Source organism: Arthrobacter sp. Soil764 (genome assembly GCF_001428075.1).
In the GTDB taxonomy this organism is placed as follows: Bacteria; Actinomycetota; Actinomycetes; order Actinomycetales; family Micrococcaceae; genus Arthrobacter.
Genome location: NZ_LMSI01000025.1, coordinates 172,960 through 196,743, shown reverse-complemented (window position 1 = coordinate 196,743; position 23,784 = coordinate 172,960). Strand labels below are relative to the sequence as shown.

The 23,784-nt window shown below is 66.7% G+C and carries 20 protein-coding genes and 1 riboswitch; of the genes, 15 read left to right on the top strand and 5 right to left on the bottom strand.

All coding sequences use genetic code 11. The annotated features are described in order from the left end of the window. Nucleotides 1–21 precede the first annotated feature (21 nt). The 4 genes from ligA (at nt 22) to ASG86_RS19925 (ending at nt 4,231) form a co-directional block, all read left to right on the top strand. Nucleotides 22–2,364, top strand: coding sequence for an NAD-dependent DNA ligase LigA (ligA, locus tag ASG86_RS19940; protein ID WP_056338685.1), 2,343 nt, complete (start codon nt 22–24; stop codon nt 2,362–2,364). Then, on the top strand, nt 2,361–3,170 hold the full coding sequence (locus tag ASG86_RS19935) for an inositol monophosphatase family protein (RefSeq protein WP_056338682.1): 810 nt from the start codon (nt 2,361–2,363) through the stop codon (nt 3,168–3,170). The genes ligA and ASG86_RS19935 overlap by 4 nt, the downstream gene beginning before the upstream one ends. A gap of 130 nt (nt 3,171–3,300) precedes the next feature. Continuing rightward, nucleotides 3,301–3,804, top strand: a complete 504-nt coding sequence (locus ASG86_RS19930; protein WP_056338679.1) for a GNAT family N-acetyltransferase — start codon at nt 3,301–3,303, stop codon at nt 3,802–3,804. 46 nt (nt 3,805–3,850) lie between these two features. After that, a complete protein-coding gene (locus ASG86_RS19925) occupies nt 3,851–4,231 on the top strand; it encodes a RidA family protein (RefSeq protein WP_056338677.1) in 381 nt (126 codons plus the stop codon). 23 nt (nt 4,232–4,254) lie between these two features. On the opposite strand, the gene ASG86_RS19920 is transcribed toward ASG86_RS19925, so the two are convergent. Together ASG86_RS19920 and ASG86_RS19915 are read right to left on the bottom strand one after the other, a co-directional pair. Beyond that, nucleotides 4,255–4,917: a response regulator gene (locus ASG86_RS19920; RefSeq protein WP_056338674.1), complete on the bottom strand. Its 663-nt coding sequence runs from the start codon at nt 4,915–4,917 to the stop codon at nt 4,255–4,257. Then, nucleotides 4,910–6,634 (bottom strand): sensor histidine kinase, encoded by a 1,725-nt coding sequence (locus ASG86_RS19915; RefSeq protein WP_056338670.1) that lies wholly within the window; start codon nt 6,632–6,634, stop codon nt 4,910–4,912. Before ASG86_RS19915 ends, ASG86_RS19920 begins: the two co-directional genes overlap by 8 nt. Before the next feature lie 200 nt (nt 6,635–6,834). Here ASG86_RS19915 and ASG86_RS19910 point away from each other — a divergent pair, with 200 nt between their 5' ends. The 5 genes from ASG86_RS19910 to ASG86_RS19890 all read left to right on the top strand — a co-directional run bounded on the left by ASG86_RS19910 (nt 6,835) and on the right by ASG86_RS19890 (nt 12,734). Beyond that, nucleotides 6,835–8,289: a CitMHS family transporter gene (locus ASG86_RS19910; RefSeq protein ID WP_056338667.1), complete on the top strand. Its 1,455-nt coding sequence runs from the start codon at nt 6,835–6,837 to the stop codon at nt 8,287–8,289. A gap of 146 nt (nt 8,290–8,435) precedes the next feature. After that, nucleotides 8,436–8,732, top strand: coding sequence for an Asp-tRNA(Asn)/Glu-tRNA(Gln) amidotransferase subunit GatC (gene gatC / locus ASG86_RS19905; RefSeq protein WP_043455998.1), 297 nt, complete (start codon nt 8,436–8,438; stop codon nt 8,730–8,732). 2 nt (nt 8,733–8,734) lie between these two features. Further along, complete coding sequence (gatA, locus tag ASG86_RS19900; protein WP_056338664.1) at nt 8,735–10,309, top strand: Asp-tRNA(Asn)/Glu-tRNA(Gln) amidotransferase subunit GatA; 1,575 nt, start codon at nt 8,735–8,737, stop codon at nt 10,307–10,309. Further along, a complete protein-coding gene (gene gatB / locus ASG86_RS19895; RefSeq protein WP_056338661.1) occupies nt 10,309–11,817 on the top strand; it encodes an Asp-tRNA(Asn)/Glu-tRNA(Gln) amidotransferase subunit GatB in 1,509 nt (502 codons plus the stop codon). The genes gatA and gatB overlap by 1 nt, the downstream gene beginning before the upstream one ends. Nucleotides 11,818–12,023: 206 nt before the next feature. Next, on the top strand, nt 12,024–12,734 hold the full coding sequence (locus ASG86_RS19890) for a hypothetical protein (protein WP_056338657.1): 711 nt from the start codon (nt 12,024–12,026) through the stop codon (nt 12,732–12,734). 48 nt (nt 12,735–12,782) lie between these two features. Here ASG86_RS19890 and ASG86_RS19885 read toward each other — a convergent pair whose 3' ends face one another. Then, entirely contained in the window at nt 12,783–13,694 is a 912-nt protein-coding gene (locus tag ASG86_RS19885) for a LysR family transcriptional regulator (RefSeq protein ID WP_056338654.1), read from the bottom strand. Nucleotides 13,695–13,823: 129 nt separating this feature from the next. Between ASG86_RS19885 and tdh the strand changes: the two genes are divergently transcribed. The 6 genes from tdh (at nt 13,824) to ASG86_RS19855 (ending at nt 20,208) form a co-directional block, all read left to right on the top strand. Next, a complete protein-coding gene (tdh, locus tag ASG86_RS19880; RefSeq protein ID WP_056338652.1) occupies nt 13,824–14,870 on the top strand; it encodes an L-threonine 3-dehydrogenase in 1,047 nt (348 codons plus the stop codon). Between the two features lie 9 nt (nt 14,871–14,879). Continuing rightward, the gene (locus ASG86_RS19875; protein WP_056338649.1) at nt 14,880–16,076 is read left to right on the top strand and encodes a glycine C-acetyltransferase; all 1,197 of its coding nucleotides are present in this window, start codon (nt 14,880–14,882) and stop codon (nt 16,074–16,076) included. A gap of 40 nt (nt 16,077–16,116) precedes the next feature. Continuing rightward, nucleotides 16,117–17,247, top strand: coding sequence for an NAD(P)/FAD-dependent oxidoreductase (locus tag ASG86_RS19870; RefSeq protein WP_056338646.1), 1,131 nt, complete (start codon nt 16,117–16,119; stop codon nt 17,245–17,247). Nucleotides 17,248–17,258: 11 nt separating this feature from the next. After that, on the top strand, nt 17,259–18,470 hold the full coding sequence (hutI, locus tag ASG86_RS19865; RefSeq protein WP_056338643.1) for an imidazolonepropionase: 1,212 nt from the start codon (nt 17,259–17,261) through the stop codon (nt 18,468–18,470). A gap of 100 nt (nt 18,471–18,570) precedes the next feature. Continuing rightward, nucleotides 18,571–19,359, top strand: a complete 789-nt coding sequence (locus tag ASG86_RS19860) for a DeoR/GlpR family DNA-binding transcription regulator (RefSeq protein ID WP_056338641.1) — start codon at nt 18,571–18,573, stop codon at nt 19,357–19,359. A gap of 69 nt (nt 19,360–19,428) precedes the next feature. Then, complete coding sequence (locus tag ASG86_RS19855) at nt 19,429–20,208, top strand: CPBP family intramembrane glutamic endopeptidase (protein WP_056338638.1); 780 nt, start codon at nt 19,429–19,431, stop codon at nt 20,206–20,208. Nucleotides 20,209–20,742: 534 nt separating this feature from the next. On the opposite strand, the gene ASG86_RS19845 is transcribed toward ASG86_RS19855, so the two are convergent. After that, nucleotides 20,743–22,614, bottom strand: coding sequence for an HNH endonuclease signature motif containing protein (locus ASG86_RS19845; protein ID WP_056338631.1), 1,872 nt, complete (start codon nt 22,612–22,614; stop codon nt 20,743–20,745). 192 nt (nt 22,615–22,806) lie between these two features. Continuing rightward, nucleotides 22,807–23,445, bottom strand: a complete 639-nt coding sequence (locus ASG86_RS19840; RefSeq protein WP_056338627.1) for a VOC family protein — start codon at nt 23,443–23,445, stop codon at nt 22,807–22,809. Nucleotides 23,446–23,662: 217 nt separating this feature from the next. Continuing rightward, a riboswitch (SAM riboswitch) is annotated at nt 23,663–23,777 on the top strand. Nucleotides 23,778–23,784: the final 7 nt, after the last annotated feature.

Genomic DNA, 23,784 nt, shown 5'->3' with positions numbered 1-23,784 from the left:
GGTGTAAGGCAAGATAGGTCTGTGAGCACAGGACCAGGACCCGCAGAACAGACCGCCACCCGGACCGCGGCACCCCACGAGCCCCAGGCCGTCCCCACCGAAGCCATCCGCGAGGAATACCAAAACCTCGCCGACCTAGTGCGGAAGTACCGGTTCGCGTATTACCAGGAGGATTCCCCCCTTGTTTCGGACGCCGAGTTCGACACCCTTTTCCGCCGCCTCGAGGAGGTCGAGGCGCTGCACCCGGAACTGGTGTCCAACGACTCGCCAACCCAGGAAGTGGGCGGCGAGGTCTCCGCAGCGTTCGCGCCCGTGGAACACCTGCAGCGGATGTACAGCCTGGAAGACGTCTTCTCGCTGGAGGAGCTCGAAGCCTGGCTCAACCGGGCCGAGGCCAGCATCGAAAAGATCGGGGACGGGAGCGCCAAGGCAGCCTGGCTCACTGAACTCAAGATCGACGGCCTGGCAGTCAACCTCCTGTACCGCGACGGCAAGCTGGTGCGGGCTGCCACCCGCGGCGACGGCACCACCGGCGAGGACATCACCCACAACCTGCTCACCATCAAGGAAATACCGCAGGAACTGCGCGGCAGCGGTTTCCCCGCCGAGATGGAGGTGCGCGGCGAGGTCTTCATCCCGTCCAAGGCGTTCGCTGAGTTCAATGAGGCCCTGATCGAGGCCGGCAAGGCACCGCTGGCCAATCCCCGCAACGCTGCCGCCGGCTCCCTGCGGCAGAAGGATCCCGCAGAGACGGCCAAGCGGCCCCTGAAGATGTTCGTCCACGGCATCGGCGCCCGCGAAGGCCTTGCGGCCGGCAGCCAGTCGGAAACGTACGGGCTCCTCAAGGAGTGGGGCCTGCCGGTCAGCCCCTACTTCGAGGTGCTGGAGACCCGGGAGGACGTCCTGGGCTTCATCAAACGGTACGGGGACCAGCGGCACAAGCTGCTTCACGAAATCGACGGCATCGTGATCAAGGTGGACAGCTTCGCCACCCAGCGCGCCCTGGGCAACACCACCCGCGTTCCCCGCTGGGCCGTGGCCTACAAGTACCCGCCGGAGGAAGTCCACACCAAGCTCCTCGACATCCAGGTCAATGTTGGCCGCACCGGCCGCGTCACCCCCTTCGGCGTCATGGAGCCGGTCAAGGTCGCCGGCTCCACGGTGGAGATGGCCACCCTGCACAACCAGGATGTGGTCAAGGCCAAGGGCGTCAAGATCGGTGACATCGTGATCCTGCGGAAAGCGGGAGACGTCATTCCCGAGATCGTGGGTCCCGTCCTCTCCCTCCGGGACCAGCAGGACCCGCCGGTGCGGGACTTCGTCATGCCCACCGAATGCCCCTCCTGTGGAACACCGCTGGCACCGGCCAAGGAGGGGGACGTGGACGTCCGCTGCCCCAATGCCAGGTCCTGCCCGTCCCAGCTGCGCGAGCGGGTCTTCCACGTTGCAGGCCGGGGCGCTTTTGATATCGAGGCCCTGGGCTGGGAGGCGGCCATTGCGCTGACCCAGCCGGCCGAACCCGAAGTCCCTCCGCTGACCTCCGAAGCCGGGCTGTTCGATCTCACGCCCGAGGACCTGGCCGGCGTCAGGATCCGGCGGGAGAAGAAAACCAAGGGCGTTCCCACCGGCGAGTACGAGCTGGTTCCCTACTTCTTCAGCAAGGGCACGGCCAAGTCGCCGTCCAAGCCCACGGCCACCACGCAGAAACTGTTCAAGGAACTCGAAAAAGCCAAGGCCCAGCCGCTGTGGCGGGTGCTGGTTGCCCTGTCCATCCGGCACGTGGGCCCGCGGGCGTCACGGGCCCTGGCGCAGGCATTCGGCTCCATGGACCGCATCCGGGCAGCGTCGGAGGAGGAACTGGCCCACGTGGACGGGGTGGGCCCCACCATCGCTGCGGCATTGAAGGAATGGTTCGCCGAAGACTGGCACCTTGACATCATCGACCGCTGGTCAGCCGCCGGGGTGCGCATGGAGGACGAACGCGACGAGTCCATGCCGCGCACGCTCGAAGGGCTGACCGTAGTGGTCACCGGTTCCCTGCCCAACTTCAGCCGCGACGAGGCCAAGGAGGCCATCCTGCTCCGCGGCGGCAAGGCCGCCGGCTCCGTCTCGAAAAACACCAGCTACGTGGTGGCCGGTGAAAGCGCCGGCAGCAAACTGGATAAAGCAGAGCAGCTGGGGATTCCGGTGCTGGACGAGGACGGGTTCCGGCAATTGCTCGACGGCGGACCGGCAGCCCTGGCGGAGTCGGCAGCAGACGGCGCGGCACCTGGTGGCGGCGAGGCTGCACCGGACGCAGATGATAACGAAGAGGCGACCGTCCCGGCTTTTGCAGGGGAAGACACAATGGAGGAGAACGCATGACGTCCGCTTCGGAACTGCTGGAGGTCGCCAAACAGGCAGCCGCTGCCGGTGCCAGGGTCCTTTCCGGCCGGGACGGCAACGCGCTGGACGCCAGCAACAAGGGGGCGGCCGGGGACTGGGTCACTGCCTTTGACGTCGCCGCCGAAAACGCGGTGCGGGACGTCATCGCCGCTGCCCGCCCGGGAGACAGCATCACCGGGGAGGAACAGGGCAGCACCCGCCCCGCACACCCCAGCGGCTACCGTTGGTCCATCGACCCGCTGGACGGCACCACCAACTTCATCCGCAATATCGTCTACTACGCCACCTCCGTGGCAGTTGCAGATGCCGACGGCACCTGGCTGGCCGGCGTCGTCAACGCTCCTGCGCTGGGCCGCATCTACTACGCTGCCCGCGGCCAGGGTGCCTGGCTGGAGGAGCGCGGCACGGTCACCAGGCTCGAGGGCCCCGTCCCCGGCCGGAAGGGGCAGATCCTGGCCACCGGGTTCAGCTACGAACCAGGCATCCGTTCCCAGCAGGCTGAGGCCTTCGCCACCCTGATGGATGGGTTCGCGGACGTCCGTAGGCTTGGCTCCGCGGCCCTGGACCTGTGCATGGTGGCGGACGGAACCCATGACGCCTACGGCGAGCGGGGCCTGAACGAGCACGATTTCTCGGCCGGGGCACTCATCGCGGAGGAAGCCGGGTGCTGGGTGCGCAGACCGCGCCTGACCAGCCCCCTCGACGGCGGCCCCACCGATGATGAGCGCCTGGATGCCTGGACGTGCGCGGCCAGCCTGGAACTGTCCGGCAAGTTTCCGCTGTAAAAACCTGCTTCCCGGCCCCCGCGGTTCCCTACAGCCCCGGCGACGCATCGGACCATCCCGTACTGATAGTTCGATCACGGAAAGCGCGTTTCCGCCGGACCAGGGACCTCCCCGCCACTACCATTGATGGGTGCAGCAGCTGTTAACCATCCGTCCCGCCGTCGAAGCCGATTTCCCCGCCGTGGCCCGCATCACCGGCGACTCGTACCTGTCGGCAGGCTATTTCGACGACCCCGACCATCCCTACATGGTCAAGATCATGGACGTTGCGGATCGTGCCCGGCAGGCCACCATCTGGGTGGCTGAACGGGAAGGAACCGTCATCGGCTCCGTCACCCTGGCGCTGGCGGGCGAACCCTACGCGGACATTGCGCTGCAGGACGAGCTGGAATTCCGCATGCTGGTGGTGGACCCCGCCGTCCAGCGCAGCGGCGCCGGCAAGGCCATGGTGGAAGCCATCCTGGACCACGCCAAGACCCTTCCGGGCATCCGTGGCGTGTCCCTCACCACGGGCAAAGCCTGGGAAAGCGCGCACGGCCTGTACCGCAAGACCGGCTTCGAGCGCGTGCCCGAACGGGACTGGTTCGTCCCCGGAACCGACATAAAACTGCTGGTTTACCGGCGCAACCTGTAGCAGCCCTACAGTGGTGGCGACCCATTCCAGCTTTGAAAGGCCACCCATGCGCAAAACCTTCGGCAGCGGATCCGTCTGGGAACAGACCCTCGGATATTCCCGCGCCGTCCAGGTGGACAACACCCTCTACATCTCCGCCACCGCGGCAAGCGGGGACGACGGAATTGTCGGGGACGACTTCTACACCCAGACCCAGTACATCCTGCAGAAACTCGGCAAGGTGCTGGCCGACGCCGGCTTCGCCTACGGGGACGTGGTGCAGTCCAAGCTGTACCTGACGGACATCAGCAAATGGGAAGAAGCCGGCCGGGCCCACGGCGAGGTGTTCGGGGAGATCCGCCCCACCCTCTCCCTGGTCCACGTCCTGCCGTTCCTGGATCCGAAGATGCTCGTCGAGATCGAACTGGTCGCCCAGAAAGCTGATTAACGCTCTTCCTGTTCCACGCTGTCCTACCGTGCCGGCAGGCCGTACCTGTGTTCCGGCCTGCCGGTGGTCCCGTAGCGGAGCTGGATGTCCACCGCGCCGTCGTCGGCCAGGGAGGACAGGTACCGCTGGGCGGTGGCCCGGGAAACGCCCACGCGCGAGGCAACTTCGGCGGCGGAGTACTGCTCTCCCGCAACCAGGGACTCCAGCACCGCAGCTTCGGTTGCCGAGCGGGGTTTCGACGACGGCGTGACATCGCCCGGAATCAGCGAGCGTTTCGCACGTTCCACCGCTTCCTGGTCCAATGCCCCGGGCTGGCCCAGGAGGCGCCGGTAGCGGGCATAGGAGCGCAGCTGCTGGGACAGCGACTCCGCGGTGAAGGGCTTGAGCAGGTACCCCAAGGCGCCGCGGCGGAACGCCACCCGGAGGGATGCGGCATCGGAGGCGGCGCTGAGGATGATGGTGTCCACATCCAGCTGCTGCAGCAGGTCCAGGCCGGAGGCGTCCGGCAGGTAGACGTCCAGCAGCACCAGGTCGGGCCGCAGGCTATGGATGGCCTGCAGCGCCAACGACGCCGTGCCAACAGGCGCCAGGGCCATGAACCCTGCCACCGAGTCAACATAGGCTGCGTGGAGCTTGGCGACGTGGAAGTCATCATCCACGATCAGGACCCGAAAATCGTCAGCCATTCTCATCCTTTCCGGCTGCCCCCGGGGTGGCGGCGGCAGGGTTTCCCGCCGTCGTATGCGGAAGGGTCGCCATGAACACGGCACCCGGTCCGCCGTTGGTTCCGCGCTCCAGTACCTTCACGTCGCCGCCGCGGCGCCGGGCCAGCTGGCGCGCCAGGGCCAGTCCGAAGCCCTGCCCGCCACCTGCCCGGACGGGGCCGGAGGCCGTGGTGAAACCTTCGGCAAACACTCTCTCGGCCTCCGTGCCTTCTGCCAGCCCGTCGCCGGAGTCCGCCACCACGATATGCAGCGTGCCGCCGTCGTCTGCCGGCTCATCCAGCACTTCAAGCTCAATCCAGCGGTCCGTGGAGGACCCTGCCACGGCGGCGTTGACGGCGTTGTCGATCAAGTTGCCCAGCACCGTGGTGACATCCTGGGCCTCCGTGACCTGCCCCCTGACAAGGGTCTCCGGGCCAATGCGGAGTGCAACGCCGCGCTCATCCGCCTCCACGCCCTTGGCGCCCACGAAGGCCTGAAGGTACGGGTCCTGCAGCAGTTCGGCCTGGTCCACCGGGAACTTCAGCGGTCCCGTGGCGGCCAGTCGGGCGAGGTATTCGCGTGCGTCCTGGTGCTGGCCGATGCCCAGGAAGCCCGCCAGCGTGTGCAGCTGGTTGGCGAACTCGTGCCGCTGGGCCCGCAGCGCCGTGGACATGGTGCCGACGGCATCGAGCTGGCGGGTCAGCTGCTGCAGCTCGGTTCGGTCGCGCAGCATGATGACCCAGCCCAGGTCCTCGCTCCGGTGCAGTGCCTTGCGGGCGTTCGCCACCAGGACGCGGCCGCCGGCCACCAACTCCAGCGCTTCCACGGGGGAGCCCCCGCCAGTCCGCGTGAGTGACTTCAGCTGCTCCGGAACCGGTGCATCCTCCCACCGCGTGCCTGCCAGGTCGGGCAGTTCCAGCAGGCGCTGGGCTGCAGCGTTGAAGACGCTCACCCGGCCGTCGGCACTGACGCCGATGACGCCGTCGTCCACCCCCTGCAGCACCGCCACCTGGTCGTGGACCAGCGTGCTGATCTCTTCCGGCTCCAGGCCCAGGGTGAGCCGCTGCAGGCGGCGGCGCAGCAGGAATGACCCCAGGATCCCGGCCAGCAGGGCGCCAGCGGCCGTCAGCGCCACCGGTCCGATGTCGCGGGCCACGCTCTGGGCCACGGTTTCCATGGAGTAGCCCACGCTCACTTCGCCCACCACCGTGGCGGTGCCTGGGGCATATACGGGAACCTTGGCGCCGGCGGAGGGACCCAGGGTGCCGGTGTTCCGGGTGGTGATTTCCTGCCCGGACAGCGCCTCGGACGGATCGGTGCTCACCTTCTCACCCAGCCGCTGCGGGTCCGGATGCGCCAGCCTGATGCCGGTTTCGTCGGTGATGACCACGAAGAGCGCGCCGGTCCGGGTCCGCGCTGCCTCGGCTGAAGACTGGAGCGGCCCGGCCAGAAGTTCGGCGGGCGGGGGAGTGCCGGGCTGTTCGCTGATGGCCAGGACATTGGCCCTGACCTCCGGATCGGAGGCAACGGTCCGGGCCAGGGTCAGCGCCTGGTTCTCGGCGTCGCTGCCTACCCGGTCGTACGTCAGCCAGGCATGTACGGCCGCGCTGAGCAGCACCACCAGCAGCACCACCGCCAGCTGCAGCAGCAGCGTCTGGGTGGAAAACCGCAGCGGCGGCCGGGGCGCGGAACGCTGCATTCATCCTCCTTGACGGTGTTGGCGGTGCGGTTGAAGGGTGCGGTTTCAGCTCGAAAGCGCTGTGAGCACAATGAGCAAAATGCTCCCAATAAGCAGTATGCCAATCAATTGAGCCAAAGGCACTGCCGTGACGGACGCCACCCTACAGTCTGTAGCACGCATCACAACGCTGTGGTGCCGTTCACAAGAAGGAGCCGGCTGTGCTGGTAATACTTGGATTCGCCATGATCGCGGTATTCATGGTGCTGATCATGACGAAGAAGTTGACGCCAGTGCTGGCGTTGATCATTGTCCCTACTGTTTTTGGCCTTTTCGCCGGCGCCGGCCTCGGCATCGGCGACATGGTCATGGACTCCATGAAGTCCATGACCTCCACGGCCGCGCTGCTGATGTTCGCCATCATCTACTTCGGCCTGATGATCGACGTCGGGCTCTTTGACCCGCTGATGAAGTTCATCCTCCGCAAGCTGGGCAACGACCCCGCCAAGGTTGTCCTGGGCACCGCCATCCTGGCGGCCGCCGTGTCGCTGGATGGCGATGGATCCACCACGTTCATCCTCACCACCGCCGCCATGCTGCCGGTCTACCTGCGCCTCAAGATGAGCCCGGTGGTCCTCACCTGCGTGGCCGGCCTGGCCAACGGCACCATGAACATCCTTCCGTGGGGCGGCCCCACCGCCCGCGCCGCCACCGCCCTGAAGATCGACGTCAACGACGTCTTCGTCCCCATGATCCCGTCCCTGGTGGCCGGCCTGGTGGTCGTCTTCGCCTTCGCCTGGCTGCTGGGCCTGCAGGAGCGCAACCGCCTCCGTGCCACCGCACCCGAGATCTGGGGCGTCCCGGACACTGCAGAAGAGTTCGACGGCGGCACCTCCGCAACTGCCTCCGGCACCGGCCGTGGGCGCAAGGGCGGCAACCCCGGCGGCGCAGCCCCCACCGGTGGATCCGTGGCTGTCCTGGAGCGCACCGAAACCCTGGTGGACGATCACGACTCCGCCATGGCGGACACCGCCCTGGACCCCAACCGAAGCACCCTGCGTCCCAAGCTGTTCTGGTTCAACCTGGCCCTGACTGTCGCTGTCATGGTGGTCCTCGTGGCCAACATCATCCCGCTGCCGTTCGTGTTCATGGTGGGCGCCGCCATCGCCCTGCTGGTCAACTTCCCCAAGGTCAAGGACCAGGGCGCCCAGCTGATCGCACATGCACCGTCCATCGTTGCCGTGGTCAGCATGGTCATGGCCGCCGCCGTCCTCACCGGTGTCCTCAAGGGCACGGGCATGGTGGAGGCGATGTCCGCCTGGCTGGTCCAGATCATCCCGTCCTCGATGGGCCCGTTCATGGCCGTCATTACCGGCATCCTGAGCATCCCCATGACGTTCTTCATGAGCAATGACGCGTTCTACTTCGGCGTCCTGCCGGTCCTGAGCGAGACTGCAGCGCACTACGGGGTGGGCGCTGCTGACATGGCCCGTGCCTCCATCACCGGCCAGCCGTTCCACCTGCAGAGCCCGCTGGTTCCTGCCATCCTGCTGCTGGTGTCGCTGGCCAAAGTGGACCTCGGCGACCACCACAAGAAGGTCCTGTGGCGCACCGCGGTCATCTCCCTGGTAATGCTTGGCGTCGGACTGCTGACTGGAGCCATTGGAATCGGTTAGTCTTTAGCTGCCCGCGCTCCTGCCCCCGTGGCAGGACCGGGTCTCGAAGGTGCCCGTCTGACGCCCGCTGGGGGCCGTCAGACGGGCATCTTCGTTTCCGCACTAGACTGGATCGGAAAACAATTCGAACTTTGCAGGGGAGATCCATGGCTGCGATCAACCGTGACGACGTCGCGCATCTCGCGCGGCTCGCTCACATCGAGATGAGTGCTGAAGAGCTGGACAGGATGGCCGGCGAGCTGGCCGTCATCGTTGATTCGGTCAAGTCCGTCAGCGAGGCCGCCGGGGATGACGTCCCGGCCACCTCCCACCCCATTCCGCTCACCAACGTCTTCCGCGAGGACGTTGTGGGGCACACCTTCACGGCGGAACAGGCACTCTCCGGCGCCCCGGACTCCGATGACAACCGTTTCAAGGTCCCGGCCATCCTGGATGAGGCATAACCATGACTGAACAGAACACCGCCGGCACCAGCGCCGACACCCTGATCCGCCTGTCCGCCGCCGAACTTGCCGGGAAGCTCGCTGCCGGCGAGGTCACCGCCGTCGAAGTTACCCAGGCCTACCTGGACCGCATCGCCGCCGTGGACGGCCTGGTCAACGCGTACCTGCACGTCAACGCGGAGGAAGCGCTCGCCGTCGCCGCCGAGGTGGACGCCATCCGTGCCGCCGGCGGCGCTGAGGCCGAGGCACTGCACGTCCTCGCCGGCGTCCCCATCGCCGTCAAGGACCTCATCGTCACCGTTGGACAGCCCACCACCGCGGGCTCGAAGATCCTCGAAGGCTGGCACAGCCCGTACGACGCAACCGTGGTGGAGCGCCTGCGCGCCGCGAAGATGCCCATCCTGGGCAAGACCAACCTGGACGAATTCGCCATGGGCTCCTCCACCGAGCACTCGGCCTACGGCCCCACCCGCAACCCATGGGACCTGGACCGGATCCCTGGCGGTTCCGGCGGTGGCTCGGCTGCTGCCGTTGCCGCATTCGAAGCACCCCTCGCCCTGGGGACGGACACCGGCGGCTCCATCCGCCAGCCCGGTGCCGTCACGGGAACCGTTGGCGTGAAGCCCACCTACGGCAGCGTCTCCCGCTACGGCGCCATCGCCATGGCCTCCTCGCTGGACCAGATCGGCCCCGTAACCCGCACCGTCCTGGACTCCGCCCTGCTGCATCAGGTCATCGGCGGCCACGATCCCCGTGACTCCACCTCCTTGCCGGACCCGCTCGCTGACCTCGTCGCCGCCGCAAAGACTGGCAACGTGGAGGGCCTGCGGATCGGCATCATCAAGGAACTGCACGGCGAGGGCTACCAGGCCGGCGTCGAATACCGCTTCAATGACGCCCTGGAGCTGCTTAAGGAAGCCGGTGCAGAGATCGTGGAGGTCTCCTGCCCCAACTTCCAGTACGCCCTGGGCGCCTACTACCTGATCATGCCGTCCGAGGCCTCCTCCAACCTGGCCAAGTTCGACGGCGTCCGGTACGGCCTGCGCGTCCTCCCCGAGGACGGTCCCATGACCATCGAACGCGTCATGGGTGCCACCCGCGCCGCCGGCTTCGGCGACGAAGTCAAGCGCCGCATCATCCTGGGCACCTACGCCCTGTCCGCGGGCTACTATGACGCGTACTACGGCTCCGCCCAGAAGGTGCGCACGCTGGTCCAGCGGGACTTTGACGCCGCCTTTGAACAGGCCGACGTCCTGATCTCGCCCACCGCCCCCACCACGGCTTTCCCGCTAGGCGAAAAACTGGACGATCCCCTGGCGATGTACCTGAACGACGTCGCCACCATCCCCGCCAACCTTGCAGGTGTTCCCGGCCTGTCACTTCCCGGCGGCCTGGCCGACGAGGACGGACTGCCCGTCGGCATCCAGCTGCTGGCCCCGGCCCGCGAGGACGCCCGCCTCTACCGGGTGGGCGCGGTCCTGGAATCGCTGCTTGAAGCCAAGTGGGGCGGCCCGCTGCTGGCCCAGGCTCCCGAGCTCGCCGCAGCCGTCACCCTCGAAACCCAGGAGGCAAAATAATGAACACCGAGGCAATCCTGAGCTTCGACGAGGCCATGGAGAAGTACGACCCCGTCCTGGGCTTCGAGGTCCACGTGGAGCTCAACACCAAGACCAAGATGTTCTCCTCGGCCCCCAACGTCTTCGGTGACGAGCCCAACACCAACGTCAACGAGGTGGACCTGGGCATGCCGGGCGTCCTGCCCGTGGTCAACAAGACGGCGGTGGAGTCCTCCATCAAGATCGGCCTGGCACTGAACTGCAAGATCGCCGAATCCTGCCGGTTCGCCCGGAAGAACTACTTCTACCCGGACACCCCCAAGAACTTCCAGACCTCCCAGTACGACGAGCCCATCGCCTACGACGGCTACCTGGACGTTGAACTCGAGGACGGCACCGTGTTCCGCGTGGATATCGAGCGCGCGCACATGGAGGAGGACGCCGGAAAGCTGACCCACATGGGCGGCGCCACCGGCCGCATCCACGGCGCCGACTTCTCCCTGGTGGATTACAACCGCGCCGGTGTTCCGCTGGTGGAAATTGTCACCAAGCCCATCGAAGGTGCCGGTTCGCGGGCGCCGGAACTGGCCAAGGCGTACGTGGCCGCCATCCGCGAGATCGTGAAGAACCTGGGTGTCTCCGATGCCCGCATGGAACGCGGCAACGTGCGGTGCGATGCCAACGTCTCGCTCCGCCCGCACGGGCGCGAACGGTTCGGCATCCGGTCCGAAACCAAGAACGTTAACTCGCTGCGCGCCGTCGAACACGCCGTCCGCTACGAAATCCAGCGCCACGCCGCCGTCCTGGACTCCGGCAGCCCTGTGGTGCAGGAGACCCGGCACTGGCACGAGGACACCCGCACCACCACCTCGGGCCGGCCCAAGTCCGACGCGGACGACTACCGCTACTTCCCGGAACCGGATTTGGTCCCCGTGGTTGCCTCCCGCGAATGGGTGGAGGAACTGCGCGCCACGCTGCCCGAGCCCCCGGCCGAGCGCCGCAAGCGCCTCAAGGCGGACTGGGGCTACTCGGACCTGGAATTCCGCGACGTGGTGAACGCCGGCGTCCTGGATGAGATCGAGGAAACCATCGCGGCCGGCGCTTCGGCGTCCGTGGCCCGCAAGTGGTGGATGGGCGAGATCGTGGGCCGCGCCAAGGCCGCCGACGTTGACCCCGGCCAGTTGGGCGTCCAGCCCGCCACCATCGTGGAGCTCAGCCGGATGGTGGAAGCCGGCAAGATCAACAACAAGATGGCTACCCAGGTGCTGGACGGCGTGCTCGCCGGCGAGGGCAGCCCTGAAGAGATCGTCGAAAAGCGCGGCCTCGCCGTGGTGTCCGACGACGGGCCCCTCCTGGAAGCCATCGACGCCGCACTGGCTGCCCAGCCCGGCGTCGCGGAGAAGATCCGCGGCGGCAAGGTCCAGGCCGTCGGTGCCATCGTTGGCGCGGTCATGAAGGCCACCCGCGGGCAGGCCGATGCCGGCCGCGTGAAGGAACTGATCCTGGAGAAGCTGGGCGTCACCGTCTAGCCTTTCCCACCCAACTGGGTAGCAGCAGGTGTCGTTTTGAGGACTCATAACGACACCTGCTGCTACCCAGTTTTTTGCTTTAAGTACTCATGTGCGCATGCGGCCAAAGTACTTATTTCCAGCAACGGAGTGCGGCCCTAGACTGATGCGCAGGATGCGGCTCTGGGCGCTGACCTGGCCGTACTGGAGCTGTGGAGGAGACAGACATGTTTGTTGGGGACCCGCTGAAAGTGCGCAAGGCAGCGCTGGCCGGGGCAGTGGCCCTGGCCTTGTCGGGCACGGGAGCCGCCCTGGCCTGGTCGGCCACCGGCACGCCCGCGCCGTCGCCCTCCCAGGCGGCACCCGGCCAGTCAGCGCCGGGCCAGGAAAAGGCGCCCGGGAAGGCCACGGCACCCGGCCAGCAGGACAAACTGGACAGGAAGGCCCAGCGACCGCAGCCGCTCCATGGCGAGGGCGTGGTCAAGAACCCCGACGGAACCTTCCAGACCAAGCTGGAACAGCGCGGAACCGTGGAATCGGTCAGCGATTCGGCCATTACCGTCAAGAGCGAGGACGGCTTCTCCCAGACGTACACGGTGAACGGTGATACAAAGATCACCGTTATACCTGCCCCGGCCGCGGATGGTTCAGGGACAAGCGGCTCAGGGACAAACGGCCCAAATGCTACAGGCGACGGCGGCAAGCGGCTTAAGCCGGCGGACGGAACCATCACGGACATCGCCGTGGGGGACACCGTACGCATCTCGGGCGTGAAGGACGGGGACAAGGCCACCGCCGGGCGGGTTGTGAAGGGTGCCGGTGACGGGCCGGGCCTTGGCTTGGGAAGGGGCTTGGGACGCGGCCACGGCCTGGGACACAAGATGGGCCAGGGCAACCACCAGGACGACGGCAACCACCAGGACGACGACGGGGCGTAAGGCCTGCATCCCTGCCCGGTCCGGCGTTCTTAATCCGGACGGCCCGGCTCAGCCCTGCCGCACCAGCCCGGCCATGATGTCTTCCAGGGCCTCGCAGACCATCACCACGGCCCGGCGCTTCAGGTTTTCGGGCCTGGCCAGCAGGTCGATCCTGCGGCGCGTGCTGATGCCCTCCAGCGGCCGCAGCACGATGTCCGGGTTGAGGACCGGCCCTGCCGTATACCTGGGCAGCAGGCCCACCACGCCGCCGGCGGCAACCAGCGCCGCCACCGTGGAGTAGTCGTTGATGCGGTGGACAATGTTCGGCTCGCGGCTGGAGACGGCAGCGACGGCGGACAGGACGTCGGCGGGGGAGTAGCCGGGGTGGCTGGTCACCCAGGCCTCGGCGCCCACGTCGTCCGCCGTGACCGTGTCCTTTTGCGCCAACGGGTGGGCGGCGGGCAGTGCCACGTCAAGGGGTTCGTGCGCCAGCGGGATCACAGCCACCCGTTCTGCGGGCCAGCGGGGACTGTGGTCCATGCGGTGCGCCAGGACCAAGTCGTACCGCGCCGTGAGGGCAGGGAAGTCCTGCTGGGCCACGTCCTCGTCGGACAGTTCGATCCGCGGGTGCTCCGGCCGGTCCAGCATCCGTGCCAGCGGCGCAAACAACGCCTGCCCGGCGCTGTGGAACCCGCTGAGGGTCACCCGGCCCGCCGGCGACTGGTGATAGGTGCTCAGGGCGCCGCGGGCGTCGGCCATGGCACTGACGACGGCGGCGCCTGCGTCCGCGAGTACCTGTCCGGCTTCCGTAAGCACCAGGTTCCGGCCCTCCTTGCGCGTCAGGGGCACCTCGACCGTCCGCTGCAGGTGGGCCAGTTGCTGCGAGACGGCCGAAGGAGTGACCATGAGTGTGTCTGCCACGGCCTTGACGCTTCCGAGTGCTCCCAGTTCGCGCAGGATCTCCAGCTGATGTACTTCCACGCTCCCAGTCTAATCATTAGCTGTCACTACACCGTCGATTGAGAAGATCCTTGTTGTGCTAATGCTTTCCCAGGGCTTCAATGAGGAGGACAAGACCTCTGATTTACACGCGAAGAAGTAAGGACGCCAATGAAGGCCCTCTACAAGGCCGGCCCGCACGCCGGTTTCGAACTCGTTGACCGGCCCGAGCCTGAGGCCGGCCCGGCGGACGTGAAGATCCGGGTCATGACCACGGGGATCTGCGGCACGGACCTGCACATCCAGTCCTGGGACTCCTGGGCCCAGGGGATCATCGAAGCGCCCCTCATTGCCGGCCACGAGTTCTACGGCGAAGTGGTGGAGGTGGGGGAAGATGTCCGCGACGTCAAAGTGGGTGACCGGGTCTCCGGTGAAGGCCACGTGGTGTGCGGCATTTGCCGCAACTGCCGGGCCGGGCGGCGCCAGATGTGCATTCACACTGTCAGCGTGGGAGTCCAGCGCGACGGTGCCTTCGCCGAGTACGTGGTGATTCCCGAAACCAACGTCTGGGTCCACCACGACCCCTCCGTCACCCCGGAACTCGGCGCCATCTTCGACCCGTTCGGCAACGCTACCCACACAGCCCTGAGCTTCCCGCTGGTGGGGGAGGACGTCCTGATCACGGGCGCCGGCCCCATCGGCCTGATGGCCATCGCGGTCGCCCGGCACGCAGGGGCACGCAAGATTGCCATCACGGACGTTTCCAAGCCGAGGCTGGACCTGGCCCGGCAGCTCGGGGCGGACCTTGCCATCGACGTCTCCACCACCCGCGTCCGCGACGCCCAGCGCGAGCTCGGCATGCGCGAAGGCTTCGACGTCGGAATGGAAATGTCAGGCCACCCTTCCGCCCTGCCTGAGATGATCGACAACATGAACCACGGCGGCCGGATCGCCATGCTGGGGCTGCCCAGCCAGGAGATCACCATTGACTGGGGCAAGGTGGTCACCCACATGCTGACCCTCAAAGGCATCTATGGCCGCGAGATGTACGAAACCTGGTACGCCATGAGCGCCATGCTCTCCTCCAACCCGGTCCTGCACGCGGGCATCTCCGCCGTGGTCACCGATACGCTGCCGGCCACCGAGTGGGAGAAGGGCTTCGACATTGCCCGCAGCGGCGTGGGCGGCAAAGTTGTCCTCGACTGGACCCGACTGTAAGGAAAACCCATGTACACCTCCATCAAGGACCAGCTCCACGACGAGCTGGAAGAAATCCGCACCGCCGGGCTCTACAAGACCGAACGCAGCATCAGCTCGCCGCAGTCCAGCCACATCACGGCCGGCCGGATCGGCGGCCCGGGCGCGGACGTGCTGAACTTCTGCGCGAACAACTACCTGGGCCTGGCGGACCACCCGGACATCATCAAGGCCGCCAAGGCTGCCATGGATGAGCGCGGCTTCGGCATGGCCAGTGTCCGTTTCATCTGCGGAACCCAGGACCTGCACCTGGAACTTGAGGCCCGGGTCTCCAAGTTCCTGGGGACCGAAGACACCATCCTGTTTTCCAGCTGCTTCGACGCCAACGGCGGCGTCTTCGAATCCCTCTTCGGTCCCGAGGATGCGGTCATTTCCGACGCCCTCAACCACGCCTCCATCATCGACGGCATCCGCCTGTGCAAGGCCCGCCGCTACCGTTACGCCAACCAGGACATGGCAGACCTCGAGGCCCGGCTGCAGGAGGCGCAGGACGCCCGCCGGAAGATCATCGTCACGGACGGCGTGTTTTCCATGGACGGCTACCTGGCCCCGCTGGAAGCCATCTGCGATCTGGCCGAGAAATACGACGCCCTGGTGATGGTGGATGACTCGCATGCCGTGGGCTTCATGGGTTCCACCGGGGCGGGCACTCCTGAACATGCCGGGGTGTCACACCGGGTGGATATCTACACCGGCACGTTCGGCAAGGCCCTGGGCGGGGCGTCGGGCGGTTATGTTTCTGGCCGCAGGGAGATCGTTGCCATGCTGCGGCAGAAGGCCCGGCCCTACCTGTTCTCCAACTCCCTGGCCCCCGCCATTGTGGCCGCCACCCTCAAGGCGCTGGACCTGGTGGAAAACTCGGCGGGCCTGCGCCGCCGCCTGTTCGAAAACGCCGAACTCTTCCGCCGCCGCATGACCGAGGAGGGCTTCGACCTGCTTCCCGGGGAACACGCCATCGTGCCGGTGATGTTTGGTGACGCCGTGATGGCCGCCAAGGTGGCTGACCGCATGCTGCAGCACGGCGTCTTCGTCACGGCCTTCAGCTTCCCCGTGGTCCCGCGGGGTGCCGCGAGGATCCGGGTGCAGCTGTCAGCTGCACATTCAGCGGACGACGTCGAAGCGTGCGTGGGTGCCTTCGTCGCCAGCCGTGCCGAGGCAGCAGCCTGACGGGCGTTCCACGGGACGCGAACTCTGCGAGGATGGACGGATGGCAGCACATTACGATGTCCTGATCGTGGGCGGCGGCATTGCCGGCCTGTCCCTGGCCTCCGAGCTGGCCGGCCGCTGCAGCGTGGCGCTGGTGGAGGCTGAGCAGGATCTGGCGTACCACACGTCCTCCCGCTCGGCCCGCCAGCTGATCCCCAGCTACGGCCCTCCCGTGGTGCAGGAACTCACGGTCCGGACCCTTGAGCTGATTGCGGCCCGGGACGCGGAACTGCCGGAACCGGTCCTGACGCCGCGCAGTTTCATGCTGATTGGCTCAAAGGCGGATGTTGCCGCGGAGGCCAGCGGGCATATGCAGGCCATCACCGTGGACCGGGCGCTGGAGCTCTGTCCTGCCCTGCTCCCGGAAACCTTTGCCGCCGCCGGGCTGGACACCGGATCCTATGGCTGCAACGCGCCCCTGCTGCTGGCCGACCACCGACAACGCGCTGAGGCGGCCGGCGCCGACATCATCACCGGCGCCCGCGTGCATTCAGCGCAACGGCTGGGTTCCGGGTGGCAGGTAGGTGCCGGTGCCGAGGGCTTCGAAGCGGGAATGTTGGTCAACGCGGCCGGTGCGTGGGCCGACGAGCTCGCGGTGCTCAGCGGTGTGGAGAAGCTGGGGCTGCAGCCGTACCGGCGCACTGCGGCGATTGCCGCCGTCGAACGCCCACTGCCTGCCGCCACCCCCATGGTGGCGGCCGCGGACAAAACGTTCTACTTCCGCCCGGACGGCGGCGATGTCCTGATTTCACCGTCCGAAACCGTGCCCAGCGGTCCCGAGGACGCGCAGCCGCGGCCCGGTGACGTGGAACGCCTCGTCGAGAGGCTGAACTCGGTCACCAGCCTGGGGATCACCGGAATTCGCCGGGCCTGGACCGGCCTGCGCACCGAAGCCGCTGACGGGGTTCCGGTGGCCGGGTTCGACGCGGAAGCTCCCGGGTTCTACTGGCTTGCCGGGCAGGGCGGCTACGGCTTCCAGACCTCTGCTGCCATGGCTGAGCTGGCGGCCACCCAGATCCTTGCCGGCCAGGCGGCGTCCGGAAGCGCGACGCCTGGAGATGCGGCCGGCGACGGTCCGGCATCCCGGACAGTGCAGGCCCTGGCTGCCAGCCGGTGGTCCATCCGACGCTGAAGAATGGTTCCATGAGTACCCTGATCACGAATATTGCCGAGCTGATGACCCAGGACCTGGAACACCGGGTCCTGAAGGATGCGGCGGTAGTGGTCGAAGGGGAACGGATCTCGTGGCTCGGCGCCGCGGCGGATGCCCCGGCAGCGGATGACGCAGTGGACGCCGGTGGCCGGGCCATGCTCCCGGGCTGGGTGGACTCCCACAGCCACCTGCTGTTCGCCGGGGACCGTACTGCAGAATTCGAAGCCCGGATGGCGGGGGAGGCCTACGCCGCCGGCGGCATCGCCGTCACCATGAATGCCACCCGTGCCACGTCGGATTTCGACCTCACCCGCCTGGCCATGGGCAGGGTTGCCGAGGCGGTTTCGCAGGGGACGACGTACCTGGAGACGAAGACCGGCTACGGCCTGGATATCGGGAACGAGGCCCGGAGCGCGCGCATCGCCGCCACCGTAGCAGACCAGGTGACCTACCTTGGCGCCCACTTGGTACCTGCCGGCCAGGACCCGGAGGAGTACACCGACCTGGTCTGCGGGCCGATGCTTGACGCGGTCCGCCCGTACGTCCAGTGGGCCGACGTCTTTTGCGAGGAGGGTGCGTTCACGGCGGAACAATCCCGGCGCGTGCTGACAGCCTGCCGCGATGCCGGCCTGGGCCTGCGCGTGCACGGCAACCAGCTGGGCGAGGGCCCTGGCGTGCAGCTTGCCGTGGAGCTGGGCGCGGCGAGCGTGGACCACGTCAACTATCTGGCCCGGCAGGACGTCAAGGCCCTTGCGGCTTCCTGGTCCGGGTGGGACGCCGCCGCGGGAACCGGTGAGCGGGGCACGGTGGCCACCTGCCTCCCGGCCTGCGACCTTTCAACCCGGCAACCGTTGGCCCCCGCCCGCGAGCTTCTCGACGCGGGAGTGCAGGTGGCGCTTGCCTCCAACTGCAACCCCGGCACGTCGTACACAAGTTCAATGGCATTCTGTGTCACCACGGCTGTCCTCCAGATGCACCTGAGCGTGCACGAGGCCGTCCGCGCGGCCACTTATGGCGGTGCGCTGGCGTTGCACCGGGAAAGCGGCCGTGATGCCGACGGGGAACGCGCCGTGGGGTCCATCGCCGTCGGGCACCGTGCCGACCTGCACCTGCTGAATGCTCCTTCCGCGACGCATCTCGCTTACCGTCCCGGCATGCCGTTGACGTACGCTGTGTGGCGGGCGGGAGCCAGGGAGCGGTAGTCCCAGCCACGGTTCTGATTGTTCCTGATTCTTTCTCTTGGTTTATAATCAGGAAACGTCATCGACAGTGGTGGCTGATGTATCGAAAGGCCCCGTTTGCATGACGCGTACTGACCGGCTGACGGCGATCCTTGACCTGCTGGCCAGGACCGGGCAGGTGGAGGTTGACGAGATTGTCAGCACCCTCAATGTCTCCCCGGCCACTGCGCGGCGGGACCTGGACAGCCTCGCCAAACGGCGGCTTTTGACGCGTACCCGTGGTGGCGCCACCACCGGCGCCCTCGCTTACGATCTTCCCGGCCGCTATAACCGCGACGACCACGCGGAGGCCAAGGAACAGATCGCCCAGTGTGCCTCGGCGTTGATCCGGCCCGGGGCGGTGGTTGGCCTGTGCGGAGGGACAACCAGCACCGCGCTCGCGCAGATCCTCGCCACCCGTGAGGACCTGAACGCCCCGTCCAACCAACCCACCCTCACCGTGGTCACCAATGCCATCAACATCGCCGGGCAACTGGCCGTGCGGCCCAACATCAAGGTGATGGTCACCGGCGGAATCCTCAACCCGCGGTCCTATGAACTCGTAGGTCCCTATACGGACATCATCATGCAGAAGGTGGTGCTGGACATCGCGTTCATCGGCGTCAACGGCATTGATCCCGAAGTCGGTCCAACCAACACGGGGGAGGGGGAGGCATCCGTGAACGCCCTGCTCGCCAGCAGGGCCCGGGTGTCCTATGTCCTTGCCGATTCCTCCAAGGTGGGCGTGCGGGCCTTCGCCACCATGGATGGCTACCACTTCACCCGGCTCATTACCGATGCCGGCATCTCACCCCGGGACAAGGCAGCCTTTGAGGCCAACGGCACGGAAGTGATCGTCGCGCCCGCCTGATTTCCGGGGAGTCCAGTGGTTCGGCAGTTCCATCAGCCCGGATCCAGAAACTGAAGGCAAGATGGGAACATGCTGGTTCCCTCCCGCCGTCGCCTGCGGCTCGAAGTATGGATCGTCCTGGGCCTGTCCCTGGGCCAGTCGGCTGTCTACTCCGTGGTGCAGCTGCTGGACAAGATGACCCGTGCCCCGCTGGCAGAGGGCACCTCCACCTTGAACCGCTCCCAGAGCACCCGTGAGTACTTCGATCTCACGTACCAGCTGCTGGACATCATCTTTGCCCTGGTGCCGGTGCTGCTGGTCCTCTACTTCCTTACGGACCAGCGCCAGGCAGGGCCAGGTGATGCCGGGAACTCCCGCTCGGCGTTCCAGAAGCTCGGGTTCAATTTCGCCCGGCCCGGGAAGGATCTGCTGCAGGGTATGGGCCTGGCCGCGCTGATCGGCATACCCTCACTGGGCCTCTATGCGGCCGGCCGGGCGCTGGGGATCACCACCGCCATTATCCCCAGCGCCCTGGATGCCTACTGGTGGACGGTGCCTGTACTCATCCTGTCCGCCATCCGCCACGCAGTACTTGAGGAAGTCATTGTGGTGGGCTACCTTCTGGACCGCTTTGGCAAGTTCGGCTGGAGCATGCCGCTGGCCATCGCGGTGAGCTCCCTGCTGCGCGGCAGCTACCACCTGTATCAGGGCTTCGGTCCCTTCATTGGCAATGCCGTGATGGGCGTGCTCTTCGCCTGGCTGTACACACGAACCCGCCGGGTCATGCCACTCGTCATCGCCCACGCACTGCTCGACGTCGTGGCCTTCGTGGGTTTCAGCCTGTTCGGCAAAGCCGTGGGGCTGGGGTAGGGCCTGGAACATCGGGCGGGAACGGCTGTCAGCAGCTGGTTTCGAGGAGACCTGTTCGCGCTGCCTGTTGATCATTAGATGGCTTTCGTGGATCGTTTGGGTCATGAGTCCCGGGCCGCGGTTGACACTCTTGGCGCTGTTTGCGGCCACCATGCTGGCCGGACTTCTGGTTCTTGGGCGGTTGTGGTGGGTCCATCAGCAAACATCGGACTGGGTTCTGTGGCCCAAGGAGATTCCTTCACGGGTGCAGTTCGCCGGCCGTGACTACAACTGTGGCCCGACTCCCGCGATGGCACGCCACGAGGTGAGCGGAATGACGCGACAAGGCACGACAGCAGGTGGGGCCGAGATCCTTGCGGAACCTCCTTTGGGCGAAGCAAAGGTCTTCATCCTGGTTCGAACGGCTGAGGGGACGTTTGGTTGCGGCCTGCTGGGCGGTCCCTGATTTTCCAGTGACCCCTTCCTGGGCCACGGGCCGTTGCTATACGGAGACCATCCCATTCTGGGGCCTGAGGCGATTGCGGTTCGCTGCCGTCACAACAGCGACAGCAGCAACTGCCAGTCCGCCTGCGGGTCAGGCGGCAATACGAAGGGCTTCGCGTAAAAGTCGTCCCATAGCGGATCCGTCGGTGAAAGGTGGTCCGGGTCCAGCAGGTTGTCGCCGTCAGGTTCCTCAGGTTCAGGTGCCTCCAGCTCCGGCAAGGCTTCCAGCGATGTTGGCGCCCCTGCAAGCAGCGGTTGGCAGGGCAAATCCTCCACTGGTCCTGCGACATTGCGCCCTCCGGCCTGCCCTGAGGCTGCGGCAACCGATGGCGCTGGTACACCCGTCGCAAGTGGTGCGGCTTCCGGTGCGAGGATGGATGTATCCGACGGCCATATTCCTGGTGGCCAGTGGGTTGGTTCGGTGTTGGGGTGTTCGGGTTTGTAGTGGCGGCCGGTTGGTGAGGTCCATCCGGGCGGTCCGTTGTGGGTTGCGGGGTCGGGGATCCATGGCCGTGCGTGCTTGAGCCGGTGATGTTTGGGGCAGAGTTGTGCCAGGTTGTTGGTGCCTGTGGTTCCGCCGTGTTCCCAGGCGGTGAGGTGGTCGGTGTCGTTGTCAGGGGTGTGGTTGCTGCAGCCGGGGAAGGTGCATTTGCCGTCGCGCATCCGGATCCATTGTTTGATGGTTTCCGGGAGGCGGTAGCGGGTGCGGCCGATCTCCAGTGGTGCCCCGTCGCGGGGGTCGACCAAGACCCGGTAGAACGATTCCGCCCCGTCCGCGACGAGTTTCCGGGCCATGGACGCCGGGATGGGGCCGAAACCGTCCAGCACCGCGGGTTCGTCCGTCTGGCCGAGCAGGGAGAACACCGGGACCATGACCAGCACGTCGGCCCGCGGAGTGGGGACTTTCCCGATTTCCGTAGTGGCTCCCAGACCGGCCGTGCCGGAGACGCTGCCTGCACCCGGCGCGCTCCCGGGACCCGGGGCGCTCCCGGGACTCGGGGCGGTATCAGTAGCGGTTGCCTCAGCCGGGACGCTCCCGGAACGTGCGGCGGCGTCAGCGGCATTGGTGGTGTCTCTGTTAGCAGGCAGGCCGGCGCCGAGGAGTAGTGATGCGGCGATGTCGGGGCGGAGTTGGGTGATGGTGCGGGGTTCGTTGGGGCCTTGGAGGCCGCGGGCGGTGGCGGTGGTGCGGTTCCAGATGGCGCAGGCGGTGTCGCCGGGGAGGTGGAGCGAGATCCAGGCCATGCCGTCCCGGTCCGGGGTGTATTCCATCCGCCGGTCCGCGACACCCTTGGCGTGCCGTTTCTCCAGGGTTTCGGGGTGGTGGCGTTCCCGCCAGTTACGGACCTTCGTCCGGAACCGGGAGGGCACGAGCTCGCCGGGGGCGGCGCCGCGGGGAGGGTTGGGGGCGTCGGGGTCGAAGAAGTGGGCCACGAGGGCGGCGGCGGCGTCGGGGGTGAGGCCTTCGGTTTCGTCGGCGACAATTTTGGCGTGTTGCCAGGACAGGTCCCCGGCGGCCAAAGCCTCCAGGACGGGCGGGAGGGTACACACCCGCCGGGATTGCTCCACGAACGCCCCGGCAGCGCCTGAACTGATGGTCAGGACCCCTGCGATCTCCTCTACCGCTGACATCTCCGCGAACGTGCGCTCATGCACCGCAGCGTCCGGGGCAAGTATCGCGTGCTGGAACCCAACGGCCTCGGCGATATCACGGGCCTTGACGGCGGCGAGCTGCGCCTCCAAACGGGACACCACCTCCAGCCGTTCCAGCCGGAGTTCGTACCGCCGCTGCAACACATCAACACCAGCACCAACACCAACCCCGGAAGCCAGGAAAGCATCCTCAACAGCAAGCGCATCAAGGGCAGCAACAGAGGCATGAACACCCTCCAAAACCGCCTTACCGCTGCCGCTGATCGTCATGAAAACATCATCCAACAGGGGTCTGACAATCGAAGTTCGCAGGCATCTTTGCGGGCCTGGCAGTCACTTAAATGAATTCGGCCGCCATCGGGTAGTGACGCCGTTGTCACCACCTGATGGCGGCCGAAGCATATCCGGGCAAGGGCCCGGCAAACCCACTCCCGGACATGCCGGGAAAGAGGGCCGGAGCGTTTAGATGGTGACGGCTCCGTTGGCGGTTTCGAACGTGACCGACAGGATTCCCGGCGTTCCGTGTGGGGCCACCCACTCAACCGCAACGTCCTCAAGCGGCTTCTCCACCGGCTCACCCAGCCACTCGGTCACGCGCGAGGCGGAACCGGCGATGGTCAGGCAGCTCATCTTGATGTTGCTGGGGTAGGCGTTGGACGGGTGCAGCGACGGGTCACCTTCCCACTTGAGCATGTACGGGACCTGGGGGTCGGCGATAAGGCCAAGGATGCCAATCTGCTTCCAGACCAGCTCCCGGCCGTCCGGGAACTTGCGGTTGCCGTTTACGGCGGCGCGGCCAAGGCGGGTCTCGAAGGGGGCGAGGTCGTCCACTTCGACGCACCAGCCCATCCAGCCGCCACCGGCTGCGGAACGGGCACGGACTGCCTGCCCGAACGGTGCCTTGTCCGATGCCGGGTGGTCCAGGACCTCCACGACTTCCAGGTACTTGTGCCCGGCGAGCGGGATGATCATATTCCGGGTTCCGAACCGGGGGTGGACCCCGCCCTTCACTGCCTCAACGCCGAGGGCAGATGAAATACGTTCGGTAGTGGCCGCGAGGCCATCGGTTTCACAGGCGTAAGAGACGTGATCCATGCGCATGGCAACATCTTGGCACTTTGTGATCGGGCTCTCAGCTAAGGGTACCCTTACTGGAAACGCGTCCTGCCGAAAGTGCCGGAAACAGTGGCAAGCAGGACGACGGCGGCGTTCCCGAGCGGATGCCGGAGGGCCACCGCGCGAGCACGAAGGCACACCCGAAGACCTTGTTCGTCACAATGCTGTCCTCAGCGGCCGCCCGGTTCCTAGACTGGGCGCAGGTCATGAGCGCCAGCGCCAAGCCCCGGCTCGCTGGCCGGCAACCCTCCATCCGCGGTGGGGTGCCCCGGGTGAGGACCTGGCTGTCCGGCACCAGCCGGAAGCAAGCGCGGCCCGTACTGC